The following is a 12,340-nucleotide window of genomic DNA, read 5'->3' as shown; positions in this document are numbered from 1 at the left end:
GCGGCGCATCCATCAGGAAAGCGTAGCTTCACCGCGCGTTATGAACTTGCCGGGTCTCATGCCACTTCCCTGGCATCCGGCACAAGGGCCAGCGCTTCCGCGAAGCTCGCCGGGGTGAATTCGGGCACCGCGTCGGCGCTTTCGATGGCCAGCGTTGCCGCGGCGACGCCCTCGCGCACGGCGTGGCGCAGCGGCTGGCCCCGCAGCAGTGCTGCGACCGTCGCACCTGCCAGCGCGTCGCCGGCGCCGGTGACATCGGCGACTTTTCTGGGGGCAGGCGGCAGGATCGAAAAGGCGCCTGTCTCATCGAAACCCAGCACAGGGCCGCTGCCGGCCGTGACCACGCCGCTGGCAAGGCCGCTGCACCGCAACCCGTCGACCATTTCCCGCTCGGCGGCCGCTGCATTGACACCGGCCAGCACGACGGCCTCTCGCCGGTTCATGAAGAGCTGGGCCAGCCCGCCGAGAACCGGTATCAGCCGCGTTACCTTCGCCGGCGAAATCGCGATGGCGAAAACCGGTTTACCGGCGGCGAGCGACAGCAGCCGCTCCAGGGCGGCCGACGGCAGATTGGCGTCGCACAGGATGGCATCGGCGGCGGCCACCTCCTGGCGTATCTTGGAACGCCTGATCTGCTTGGGAAAAGCCAGGTCGTACAGTGCCATGTCGGCAAAGCCGACGATCAATTCGCCCTCGCGATCGATCAATGCCGTGTAGCTCGGCGTGGTACGGTCGAGGAACACCGCCGAAAGATCGGCGATGCCTGCCTCGGCGATGGCCCGTGAAACCGTATCGGCCGACGCATCGCCGCCCCGCATCGACACCAGGGAGGCCGACACGCCGCGCCGCACCATGCCGCGCAACGCATTGAAGACGCCCCCGCCGACATCCTCGCGCATCGTGCCGGGATTGGAGGCTGCCGGCACATAGGGACCGTACACCTGGCCACGCCGGTCGATATGGGCGCCGCCCACGGCCAGGATCTTCGGGGATTCCACCATGGTGGCGATATGACCTTTGTTGTTGCGGCCGCACAAGCGCTAGAGTGCGCGACAGAGCTTCGCATGCTGGTCGGCGATTCGGTCGGGCGATACGATCGAGCCGTCTGGCCCAATGCGGAGCCCGTTCGTGCCAGAGTTTGCGAGACAAAAAAAGAACAAATCGCGATATCGCTTGTTTTTCAGTTGGTTGTCACCCCTTGCCAAATGAGAACAAAAAAGGTACAAAATGGCAGGGATTACGGATTGTCCGGCCTTCATTGACGACCAAGGGGTGATGTATCATGGCTCAGAATTCTTTGCGGCTGGTAGAGGATAAGGCAGTGGACAAATCAAAGGCTCTGGATGCGGCGCTGTCGCAAATCGAGCGGGCTTTCGGCAAGGGCTCGATCATGCGGCTCGGCGCCAACGAGCAGGTCGTCGAGATCGAAACGGTGCCGACCGGCTCGCTCGGTCTCGACATCGCGCTCGGCGTCGGTGGCTTGCCGCGCGGCCGTATCATCGAGATCTATGGGCCGGAAAGCTCCGGCAAGACGACCCTGGCCCTGCACACCGTGGCTGAAGCCCAGAAGAAGGGCGGCATCTGCGCCTTCGTCGATGCCGAACACGCGCTCGATCCGGTCTACGCCCGCAAGCTCGGCGTCGATCTTGAAAACCTGCTGATCTCGCAGCCCGACACCGGCGAGCAGGCGCTGGAGATTTGCGACACGCTGGTGCGTTCCGGCGCCATCGACGTGCTGGTGGTCGATTCGGTGGCGGCGCTGACGCCGCGTGCCGAGATCGAGGGCGAGATGGGCGATTCGCTGCCGGGTCTGCAGGCCCGCCTGATGAGCCAGGCGCTGCGCAAACTGACCGCGTCGATCTCGCGCTCCAACACCATGGTCATCTTCATCAACCAGATCCGCATGAAGATCGGCGTCATGTTCGGTTCGCCCGAAACCACGACCGGCGGCAACGCGCTGAAATTCTACGCTTCGGTTCGCCTCGACATCCGCCGTATTGGCTCGGTCAAGGATCGTGACGAGGTCGTCGGCAACCAGACCCGCGTCAAGGTGGTCAAGAACAAGTTGGCGCCGCCCTTCAAGGTGGTCGAGTTCGACATCATGTATGGCGAGGGCGTCTCCAAGACCGGCGAACTGGTCGACCTCGGCGTCAAGGCCGGCGTGGTCGAGAAATCGGGCGCCTGGTTCTCCTATAATTCGCAGCGTCTCGGCCAGGGCCGCGAGAATGCGAAACTGTTCCTGCGCGACAATCCCGATACCGCGCGCGAGATCGAGCTGGCGCTCAGGCAGAATGCCGGATTGATCGCCGAAAAGTTCCTCGAAAATGGTGGCTCCGAGGGCAATGGCGACGACGGTTTTGAGGACGAAGCCGGCGCGATGTAGGCAACGGTCAGAATTTGGCCATAAATCCAGACTATTAGTCAATGCTTAAGTAAAAGAGTTCTGTAGCACCGCGTTCCAAACCGCCGGCCTTCGCGCCGGCGGTTTTCGTTTGGGCGGCCCCGCAAGTGCCGGTGCAAAGCGCGAATTGGCCCAATTCCGTGTTTCTGGACAGGGTCAAGAGCTACGGCTAAAAGGCCAGCTCCATCTTCTAGAAAATACAGAGCCATCTCCCGCCGGTCCGGCCGGCGGCTCTCTTGAAAAGGCAGTATCCATGAGTGGCGTCAACGAGATCCGGTCGACCTTTCTCGACTATTTCCGCAAGGAAGGCCACGAGGTCGTGGCCTCGAGCCCGCTCGTGCCGCGCAACGATCCGACATTGATGTTCACCAATGCCGGCATGGTGCAGTTCAAGAATGTCTTCACCGGTTTGGAGAAGCGGCCCTATTCGCGCGCCACCACAGCCCAGAAAAGCGTCCGCGCCGGCGGCAAGCACAACGATCTCGACAATGTCGGCTATACCGCGCGCCACCTGACCTTTTTCGAGATGCTCGGCAATTTCTCCTTCGGTGACTATTTCAAGGAGCGCGCCATCGAGCTTGCCTGGAACCTCATCATCAGGGAGTTCGGGCTGAAGAAGGACAAGCTGCTGGTCACCGTCTATCACACGGACGACGAGGCGGCTGGCTTCTGGAAGAAGATCGCCGGTTTCTCCGACGATCGCATCATCCGCATCCCGACCTCGGACAATTTCTGGGCGATGGGCGACACCGGTCCTTGCGGACCATGCTCGGAAATCTTCATCGATCGTGGCGAGCACGTCTGGGGTGGACCTCCCGGCAGTCCCGAGGAAGACGGCGATCGCTTCCTCGAATTCTGGAACCTGGTGTTCATGCAGTATGAGCAGGTGACGAAAGAGGAGCGCGTCGACCTGCCGCGCCCGTCGATCGACACCGGCATGGGCCTGGAGCGCATGGCGTCCATCCTGCAAGGAGTGGAAAGCGTCTTCGAGACCGACCTGTTCCGTCATCTGATCGATGCGGCGTCCTCGGCACTTGGGCGCGCGCCCGACGCCGAAACGGTTGCGTCCTATCGCGTCATTGCCGATCATCTGCGCTCGTCCTCCTTCCTGGTCGCTGACGGCGTGCTGCCGTCGAACGAAGGCCGCGGCTATGTGCTGCGCCGCATCATGCGCCGCGCCATGCGCCATGCGCAGTTGCTGGGGGCGAACGAGCCGCTGATGTGGAAGCTGGTGCCGGCGCTGGTGCGCGAGATGGGCCAGGCCTATCCCGAACTGGCACGCGGCGAAACGATGATCGCCGAGACCCTGAAACTCGAGGAGACCCGTTTCCGCAAAACGCTGGTGCGCGGCCTCGGGCTGCTGTCCGAGGCGACGGAGAAGCTCGGCGCCGGCGACATGCTCGATGGCGAAACGGCATTCAAGCTCTACGACACCTATGGCTTCCCGCTCGACCTGACGCAGGACGCGCTGCGGCAGCGCAGCATCTCGGTCGACCTTGCCGGCTTCACCAATGCGATGGAGCAGCAGAAGGCGGAGGCGCGCAAGCACTGGGCCGGGTCCGGCGAGGCCGCCACCGAGACGGTTTGGTTCTCCGTGCGTGAAAAGACCGGCGCCACCGAATTCCTCGGCTACGAAACCGAGCAGGCGGAAGGCCTCATCGAGGCGCTGGTCAAGGACGGCAAGACCGTCGACAGCGCCGCCAAGGGCGATGCGGTCGCCGTGGTCGTCAACCAGACGCCGTTCTACGGCGAGTCCGGCGGCCAGATGGGTGACACCGGCATAATCTCGGGCGAGGGCTTCTCGATCGAGATTTCCGACACGCAGAAGAAGGCCGATGGCCTCTTCGTGCATCTCGGCAAGGTGGTCGCCGGCACGGTCAGGCCGGGTGCCGCGGTCGAACTTAAGGTCGATCATGCCAGGCGCTCCCGGCTGCGCGCCAACCACTCGGCGACGCACCTGATCCACGAGGCGTTGCGCGAGGTGCTGGGCACCCATGTCGCGCAGAAGGGTTCGCTGGTCGCACCCGAGCGTCTGCGCTTCGACATCTCGCACAACAAGCCGATCTCCGCGCAGGAGCTCGAAGAGGTCGAGCGCATGGCCAACGAGATCGTCGTGCAGAACGGCCCGGTGACCACGCGCCTGATGTCGGTCGACGACGCCATTGCCGAGGGCGCGATGGCGCTGTTCGGAGAGAAATATGGCGATGAGGTGCGCGTCGTGTCGATGGGCACCGGCTTGCATGGCGCCAAGGCCAACCGGCCTTATTCGGTCGAGCTCTGCGGCGGCACGCATGTCAGGGCGACCGGCGATATCGGCCTGGTGCGCATCGTCTCGGATGGTGCTGTCGCCGCCGGCGTGCGCCGCATCGAGGCGTTGACCGGCGAGGCCGCGCGCAGGCATCTCGATGAGCAGGACCGACGCCTGAAGACCACGGCGGCAACGCTTAAGATTTCGCCCGCAGATGTGCCAGCGCGCGTCGAAGCGCTGCTCGAAGAGCGCAAGAAGCTCGAGAAGGACCTGGCCGAAGCGCGCAAGAAATTGGCGCTGGGCGGCGGGTCGCCTGCCGATGCTCCTGCCGCCAACGAGATCGTCGCTGGCGTCGGCTTTCTCGGCAAGGCGGTGTCAGGTGTCTCGCCGAAGGACTTGAAGCCGCTGGCCGACGCGGGCAAGACTTCGTTGGGCTCTGGCGTCGTCGTGTTCGTTGGCACGGCTGAGGACAACAAGGCGAGCGTCGTGGTCGCTGTCACCGATGATCTCGTCGGCCGTTTCAGCGCCGTCGACCTTGTTCGCGTGGCCTCCGCAGCATTGGGCGGGCAGGGCGGCGGCGGCCGCCCCGACATGGCGCAGGCCGGCGGCCCGGATGCGTCGAAGGCCGATGATGCGATCGCGGCGGTGAGGGCGGCGCTCGAAGCAGCGTAGCTACCATGCGTGGGCCCAGGCGGGATCCTTTCTCTTGGGGCAGCGCTGCCCCTCATCTGGCTGCCGCCATTTTCTCCCCGTAGAACGGGGAGAAGGGCGCTTTCGTCGCGCCCTTCGCCAATCGCCCTCGTTGCAGAAGAGCGCCGGCAACGCGAGCAGCCTCTTTCTCCCCGTTCACGGGGAGAAATGCCCGCCAGGGCAGGGGCGGCGCGACGTCGAGGAAGCTCACCTCGAGTTATACGCTTTTTCGGTACGCACGAAGCTCGGGCGGCCAGCCATTCGCAAATACAAATCCCAGATGCCTGCAAACTGCGTCAGCAAGTTGCGCCCTTCTGGCACTTTGACGAAGTAGGCGATGATCGGCGCCGCGTGCAGATCGGCCAGGGTCAGCTGGTCGCCGAGCAGCCAGGGTCCATCTTGCTTCAGCGAGGTCAATACCTTCAGCACCGTCTCTGCCTGCCGCAGGCCATCCGCGATCAAGCTCTCGTCGGGCACTTCCTTCTCCAGACGCTCGACCGCGACATCCCAGACCATCGCACGGTAGGCGTAGGCGTCGAGCATGCCGATGATCTGGTTCATCCTTGCGCGGGCGCGCGGATCCTTCGGCTGCAAGGGTGGACCGTCGAAAGCGTCGTCGATATAGCGCGCGATCGCACTCGCCTCGAACAGGCGGAACCCCTCATGCTCGAAGGCCGGGATGCGGCCGAAGGGATGGTGTTTGCCGTACCATGCCGGCGCGCCACCTTCTGCAAAGATGTCGACCGGCACGAGATCGTAGGCGATGCCTTTCTCCTCGAGCGCAAGCCGGACGATGCGTACATAGACGCTGTAATCCGCGCCGTAGACGACCGGCTTGCCCATTTGTCCGCGAGGCGGTTACGCCATTGCCTTCTGCAAATTCTCGTCGATCTTGTCGAGGAAGCCGGTGGTCGAGAGCCAGGGCTGGTCGGGGCCGATCAAGAGCGACAGGTCCTTGGTCATGAAGCCGCTCTCGACAGTCTGGATGCAGACCTTTTCCAGCGTCTCGGAAAAACGCTTCAGTTCGGCGTTGTCGTCGAGCTTGGCGCGGTGCGCGAGGCCTCGCGTCCAGGCGAAGATCGACGCGATCGAATTGGTCGAGGTTTCCTCGCCCTTCTGATGCTGGCGATAGTGGCGGGTGACGGTGCCGTGCGCGGCTTCCGCTTCGACGGTCTTGCCATCCGGCGTCATCAGCACCGAGGTCATCAGGCCGAGCGAACCGAACCCTTGCGCCACCGTGTCGGACTGGACGTCGCCGTCATAGTTCTTGCAGGCCCAGACATAGCCGCCCGACCATTTCAGGCTCGAGGCCACCATGTCGTCGATCAGGCGGTGCTCGTACCAAAGCTTCTTCGACTTGAACTCGGCCTCGAATTCAGCCTCGTAGACTTCCTGGAAAATATCCTTGAAGCGGCCGTCATAGGCCTTGAGGATGGTGTTCTTGGTCGACAGGTAGACCGGATAGTTGCGCAGCAGGCCGTAGTTCAGCGACGCCCGGGCGAATTCGCGGATGGACTCGTCGAGATTGTACATGGCCATGGCGACACCGGCGCCGGGCGCGTCGAACACGTCGTGCTCGATGACTTGGCCGTCCTCGCCGACGAACTTGATCGTCAGCTTGCCCTTGCCGGGAAAGCGGAAATCGGTGGCGCGATACTGGTCGCCGAAGGCGTGGCGACCGACGATGATCGGCTTGGTCCAGCCGGGCACCAGGCGCGGCACGTTCTTCATGATGATCGGCTCGCGAAAGATGGTGCCGCCCAAAATGTTGCGGATGGTGCCGTTCGGCGATTTCCACATCTTCTTCAGCTTGAATTCCTCGACGCGCTGCTCGTCGGGGGTGATGGTCGCGCATTTCACGCCAACACCGTATTTCTTGATGGCGTTGGCCGAATCGATGGTCACCTGGTCGTTGGTGGCGTCGCGATGCTCGATGCCCAGGTCGTAATATTCGAGCTTGAGGTCGAGATAAGGGTGGATCAGCTTGTCCTTGATGAACTGCCAGATGATGCGGGTCATCTCGTCGCCGTCGAGTTCGACGACCGGGTTCGCCACCTTGATCTTCGCCATGGAAAGAATGCCTCGTTGCTGGGAATGGGACGGCCTTGCCCGCGTGGCGTCGGCCGGGGATGCCGCCCGTATATCAAAGCGCTTTTGGCCACGCAAACGGCGATCGGTCACGAATGTGAGCCCACGGCGCCGTCATTTGCGAATGCTTCATTTTCGCGGCCGAATATGGCAGGGGACGCTGAAATGCCGCAAACAGCAGTTCATTGACAATCATGCCCATTACCAAAGATCCCGATAACACCGCAGCCGGCCCGGCGATCATCCTTGTCGAGCCGCAACTCGGCGAGAATATCGGCATGGTCGCCCGCGCGATGGCCAATTTCGGACTGTCGGAGCTGCGCCTGGTCAATCCGCGCGATGGCTGGCCGAGCGAGAAGGCGCGTGCCGCCGCCAGCCGTGCCGACCACGTCATCGATGCCGTCAAGGTTTTCGACGATCTGGCCTCGGCACTTGCCGACCTGAACTTCGTCTTCGCCACCACCGCAAGGCAGCGCGACGGTTTCAAGTCCGTGCGTGGACCGGTGGAGGCGGGCAGGATGCTGCGCGCCCGTCACGCAATGGGGCAACGCACCGGTATCCTGTTCGGTCGCGAGCGCTTCGGCCTCTACAATGACGAGGTCGGCCTCGCCGACGAGATCGTCACTTTCCCGGTCGATCCTGATTTCTCCTCGCTCAACATCGCCCAGGCGGCCTTGCTGATGTCCTACGAGTGGATGAAGTCGGGCCTCGAGGACGAGACCAGGACCAATTTTTCGGGGCCGGAGATGAAGCCTGCAAGCAAGGAAGAATTGCACGGCCTGTTCACCTATCTCGAAGGCGCGCTCGAGGCGCGCGGCTATTTCAGGCCGGCGCCGAAGAAGCCGAAAATGGTCGACAACCTCCGGGCCGTGCTGACGCGGGCAGGCTTTGCCGAGCCGGAGCTCAAGGTGCTGCGCGGCATCATCTCTTCGCTTGACCGGTTCTCGCCGGCGATGCCGCGCGGCGATGGGTCACCTGGCGATGACCCGAGGCGTTTGCCCGCGGCGGCGGCGCGCGCCCGCAAGGCGGAGGCGACTGGTCGGGCGCCGGACGCTAGCGGCGACGACACGGACACGCCACTGCTCGGCGGCAAGGGAACCGACAATGACTGACCAGCCGATCCTGATGTTCGATTCCGGCGTCGGCGGTCTGACCGTGTTGCGCGAGGCACGCGTCCTGATGCCCGACCGGCGCTTTATCTATGTCGCCGACGATGCCGCTTTTCCTTTTGGCGCCTGGGAGGAGCCGGCCCTAAGAGAGCATATACTAGGATTATTCGCCAAACTGCTCGACCGCTTCGCGCCGGCCATCTCGGTTATCGCCTGCAACACCGCCTCGACACTGGTGATCGACGCGCTGCGCGAAAGATTTCCCGGCCATCCCTTCGTCGGCACGGTGCCGGCGGTTAAGCCGGCGGCCGAGCGCACGCGCTCCGGGCTGGTCTCGGTGCTGGCGACGCCGGGCACGGTGAAGCGCCAGTACACGCGCGACCTGATCAGCAAATGGGCGCAGAAATGCCATGTCCGCCTGGTCGGCAGCGACAGGCTGGCTGGCCTGTCCGAAGCCTATATGCGCCAGGGCTTCGTCGACGAGGAGGCCGTGCGCGCCGAGATCGAGCCATGCTTCATCGAGCGCGACGGCATGCGCACCGACATCGTCGTGCTGGCCTGCACGCACTATCCCTTTCTGGTCAATCGCATGCGCAAGACCGCTCCCTGGCCGGTCGACTGGATCGATCCGGCCGAGGCGATCGCACGGCGCGCCCTTTCGCTGCTGCCGCCGATCAATGGGGCGCTGCCGCAAGCCGAGCCTGATATCGCGGTTTTCACCTCGGGCAAGGCGGACTTCGCCGTCAGCCGCCTGATGCAGGGGTTCGGGCTGACCGTTCACTTGGACAGCGGCAAAGCCGCCCGCCACTCAAACAGGTTCGAAGACGATGCTGCGTTGATCCGGGTCGGCCAGGACCAGCCTTAGCGCCAGACCATCGCCCTGTCTGAGCCCCGAGGCCTTCACGGTGGCAACGACAGCCATGTCGGCAAGCTGAATGCGCACGCCATGGTCGACGAAGTCGGTGACGACGGCTTTGAACGTCTCGCCCTCGCGCCCCTCCAGCATTACCGCCTCGGCAAGGTCGATGGCCGCGTGGTTGATCTGGGAAGCGCGGCTATCCGCGCGTCCCATCGCCTTCGGCAACCTGGCAAACGCGTCGGTAACAGCCTGGGGCACGGGCTGGCCGTTGGCGATAGCCAGCGCGCAGCGCACGACATAACGATCGGCAAGGCGCCTCAGTGGGGCGGTTGCATGGGCATAGGTCGCGGCCATCGCCTCATGCCATGGGACAACGCCGTCCTGATACGGTTGATAGGATGCGCCGGGGCTTGCATGGCGGATTTCCAGCATCAGCGCCGCCTGATGCGGATCGGTCGGATCGAGGGTTCGCTGATAGTCCCGCAAGCTGGTCGAGGCCGGCCAGGACAGTCCGAGAGCCTGTGCCGCGTTGCGCAGCCTTTGAACCTTGAAGGCATCCGGCCCCGACATCACCCGAAAAAGGCCGGTATGATGCGCAAGCATGGCATCGGCGATCGCCATGTTGGCGGCCAGCGAAAGCGCGGCGTTGTCCTGCTCGGATTGCAGAAGCGGCCTGAACGAAAGCCGGAATGTGCCGTCGGCAAGCCTTTCCACCTCCTGCTCGGGTGGGTCGACGCGGGAAGCCCCACGGCGCCGCTCATTCGCCGCCATGCGCCGCGCCATTTCGGCGAAGCCGGCCGGGACATCGGAGGCCTTCACGCTGTCATAGGCGAGCTTCGCGCGGCTTTGAATGATTGCCCGCTCCGCGCCGTCCAACTTCGTCGCGCCGTCCTGCGCAACCCGAACCGTGAAGATAGCAGCTGGACGGGGTCCATCCGGCAACAGGCTCGCCCCACCCTCGGCAATTACCGGCGGATAGAGCCCGGCCTTGCCGTCCGGCAAGTAAAGCGTCTCGCCCCGCGTCCAGGCTTCGCGATCGATCGCGTCGCCGTCCTCGACGAACCAGGCCACGTCGGCGATGGCGTAATGCAGCAGAAGATCGCCACCGCTCGCCTCGATCGAGAACGCCTGATCGAGATCGGTGGAAGCAGCCGGATCGAGCGTGACGAACGGCATTTCAGTTCGATCGGCATGCTGGTTGGGCACACGTTTGGCCGCCGCCTCCGCCGCGGCAAGCACATCGGCCGGAAATCCGTCCGGCACGTGGAATTCGGCGCGGATTTTCGCCAGTCCCGCGGAGAGAACCTGTGAGGGATCGGTCAGGGATTTCATTCAGCCGTCCTACACTGGGGTTCCGGACACGAGAAGGCTGCCGACGAAAATCGCCGAGCGCGGCCAAGGGTTGGCACCAGGCGGACGGGGAGCAGCGCCACTGGCGCTGGAACCGGCGCCGAAGCGTGGCGTTTCTCCTGACAGCAAAGGAGACCCGCCATGCCAGCCACTTCTAAAGCCCAGCAGAAAGCCGCCGGCGCCGCACTCTCCGCCAAACGCGGCGAGACCAAGAAAAGCGAACTCAAGGGCGCCTCCAAGGGCATGTATGAATCGATGAATGAAAAGCAGCTCGAGGAATTCGCCGAGACGAAGCGCAAGGGATTGCCGGAGAAAAAATCCTAAGGATTGAGCGCTCGAGCCAGACTACCTTGGAATGAAAAAGGGCCAGCGACGTTCGCTGGCCCAGGAATTGTGGCGTTGAACAGCCTTACCAGCGGCAGCGCCGTATTCTCTCGACGATCACCCTGCGATGGCCATGCCGCCACACCACTCGCTTCTTCACGACGATGCGGCAGACCTGCTTGTGGCCGTGCCAATGACGCGCCATGGCCGGCTCAGGGGCCACCGCCATCGACCCGGCAAGCACCGCGGCCCCTGCCAGGGTAAGGAAAAACTTCTTCATGCAATTAAGCTCCTCTAGCTCCAGTCCCTTCCTGGTGCCGCTGGCGCAAACCTCCCGCCACATCGGCATCGCATCAACGCCTTGGACGCTATACGGTTGCGTTGCGCCGCGCCACTCACAAGCTTGACACCGGTTAAATCTCGGTTTAACCAGCCGCCAACGCCGGGCAGCGATGTCCGGTGTTTGTTTTGCATACGCAAGATCTGTCACGACAATCGTTTCCGATCTTGTTTGAACTGACGTGTCCCGTGGGTTTTCCGCCGCATTGCGTGGGAAAACCCTGTCAGGTCTCGAAAACGGAGGCCAGAGGAGGGCGCGTTTCCTTCACCCGGACCATGAGGTGCCGGGTGTATTATCTTTGAAAGGGAATGCGATGAGCAAGCGCGAATCCGCGAAATACAAGATCGACCGCCGTCTCGGCGAAAATATCTGGGGCCGCCCCAAGTCCCCGGTCAACAAGCGTGAATACGGCCCCGGCCAGCATGGCCAGCGCCGCAAGGGCAAGCTTTCCGACTTCGGCCTGCAGCTCCGTGCCAAGCAGAAGCTGAAGGGCCACTACGGCGACGTGTCGGAAAAGCAGTTCCGCAAGGTCTATGAAGAGGCCGATCGCCGCAAGGGCGACACCTCGGAGAACCTGATCGGCCTGCTCGAATCGCGTCTCGACGCGGTTGTCTACCGCTCCAAGTTCGTGCCGACCATTTTCGCCGCTCGTCAGTTCGTCAACCACGGCCACGTCAACGTCAACGGCAAGCGCGTCAACATCGGCTCGTATCGCTGCAAGCCGGGCGATGTCGTCGAAGTGCGCGAAAAGTCGAAGCAGCTGGTCATCGTCCTGGAATCGGTCGGCCTCGCCGAGCGCGACGTGCCGGACTACATCGAAGCCGATCACAACAAGATGGTCGCGACCTTCTCGCGCATCCCGGGCCTGGCGGACGTTCCGTTCGCCGTGCAGATGGAACCGAACCTGGTCGTCGAATTCTACTCGCGCTAA

The 12,340-nt window shown here is 63.4% G+C and carries 11 protein-coding genes; 6 read left to right on the top strand and 5 right to left on the bottom strand.

Going from position 1 to position 12,340, the window contains the following annotated elements; genetic code table 11:
* Positions 1 to 56 precede the first annotated feature (56 nt).
* The gene (locus FJ543_RS05855; RefSeq protein WP_140874121.1) at positions 57 to 1,001 is read right to left on the bottom strand and encodes a carbohydrate kinase family protein; all 945 of its coding nucleotides are present in this window, start codon (positions 999 to 1,001) and stop codon (positions 57 to 59) included.
* Between the two features lie 281 nt (positions 1,002 to 1,282).
* Between FJ543_RS05855 and recA the strand changes: the two genes are divergently transcribed.
* Both recA and alaS read left to right on the top strand, forming a co-directional pair.
* Positions 1,283 to 2,383 carry a recombinase RecA gene (gene recA / locus FJ543_RS05850; RefSeq protein WP_013895892.1) on the top strand — a complete coding sequence of 367 codons (1,101 nt, stop codon included), beginning with the start codon at positions 1,283 to 1,285 and terminating at the stop codon, positions 2,381 to 2,383.
* 271 nt (positions 2,384 to 2,654) lie between these two features.
* Entirely contained in the window at positions 2,655 to 5,321 is a 2,667-nt protein-coding gene (gene alaS, locus FJ543_RS05845) for an alanine--tRNA ligase (RefSeq protein WP_140874119.1), read from the top strand.
* Between the two features lie 225 nt (positions 5,322 to 5,546).
* On the opposite strand, the gene FJ543_RS05840 is transcribed toward alaS, so the two are convergent.
* Positions 5,547 to 6,182 carry a glutathione S-transferase family protein gene (locus FJ543_RS05840; RefSeq protein ID WP_140874117.1) on the bottom strand — a complete coding sequence of 212 codons (636 nt, stop codon included), beginning with the start codon at positions 6,180 to 6,182 and terminating at the stop codon, positions 5,547 to 5,549.
* A gap of 15 nt (positions 6,183 to 6,197) precedes the next feature.
* Positions 6,198 to 7,409 carry an NADP-dependent isocitrate dehydrogenase gene (locus FJ543_RS05835; RefSeq protein ID WP_140617002.1) on the bottom strand — a complete coding sequence of 404 codons (1,212 nt, stop codon included), beginning with the start codon at positions 7,407 to 7,409 and terminating at the stop codon, positions 6,198 to 6,200.
* A gap of 212 nt (positions 7,410 to 7,621) precedes the next feature.
* On the opposite strand from FJ543_RS05835, the gene FJ543_RS05830 reads away from it, so the two are divergent.
* Positions 7,622 to 8,539: an RNA methyltransferase gene (locus FJ543_RS05830; RefSeq protein WP_140617001.1), complete on the top strand. Its 918-nt coding sequence runs from the start codon at positions 7,622 to 7,624 to the stop codon at positions 8,537 to 8,539.
* The gene (gene murI / locus FJ543_RS05825) at positions 8,532 to 9,401 is read left to right on the top strand and encodes a glutamate racemase (protein WP_140874115.1); all 870 of its coding nucleotides are present in this window, start codon (positions 8,532 to 8,534) and stop codon (positions 9,399 to 9,401) included. The genes FJ543_RS05830 and murI overlap by 8 nt, the downstream gene beginning before the upstream one ends.
* Here murI and FJ543_RS05820 read toward each other — a convergent pair.
* Positions 9,345 to 10,727 (bottom strand): RNB domain-containing ribonuclease, encoded by a 1,383-nt coding sequence (locus FJ543_RS05820; RefSeq protein WP_140874113.1) that lies wholly within the window; start codon positions 10,725 to 10,727, stop codon positions 9,345 to 9,347. The genes murI and FJ543_RS05820 overlap by 57 nt on opposite strands.
* Before the next feature lie 159 nt (positions 10,728 to 10,886).
* On the opposite strand from FJ543_RS05820, the gene FJ543_RS05815 reads away from it, so the two are divergent.
* On the top strand, positions 10,887 to 11,069 hold the full coding sequence (locus tag FJ543_RS05815; RefSeq protein ID WP_015318153.1) for a DUF3008 family protein: 183 nt from the start codon (positions 10,887 to 10,889) through the stop codon (positions 11,067 to 11,069).
* 85 nt (positions 11,070 to 11,154) lie between these two features.
* Here the strand turns inward: FJ543_RS05815 and FJ543_RS05810 are convergent, their stop codons facing one another.
* The gene (locus FJ543_RS05810; protein WP_140874111.1) at positions 11,155 to 11,349 is read right to left on the bottom strand and encodes a hypothetical protein; all 195 of its coding nucleotides are present in this window, start codon (positions 11,347 to 11,349) and stop codon (positions 11,155 to 11,157) included.
* A gap of 373 nt (positions 11,350 to 11,722) precedes the next feature.
* Between FJ543_RS05810 and rpsD the strand changes: the two genes are divergently transcribed.
* Positions 11,723 to 12,340: a 30S ribosomal protein S4 gene (rpsD, locus tag FJ543_RS05805; RefSeq protein WP_023773182.1), complete on the top strand. Its 618-nt coding sequence runs from the start codon at positions 11,723 to 11,725 to the stop codon at positions 12,338 to 12,340.

Source organism: Mesorhizobium sp. B2-5-7, from assembly GCF_006440875.1.
GTDB lineage: Bacteria > Pseudomonadota > Alphaproteobacteria > Rhizobiales > Rhizobiaceae > Mesorhizobium > Mesorhizobium australicum.
The sequence above is the reverse complement of the archived record's forward strand: the minus strand, read 5'-3'. Positions and strand labels throughout refer to the sequence as shown.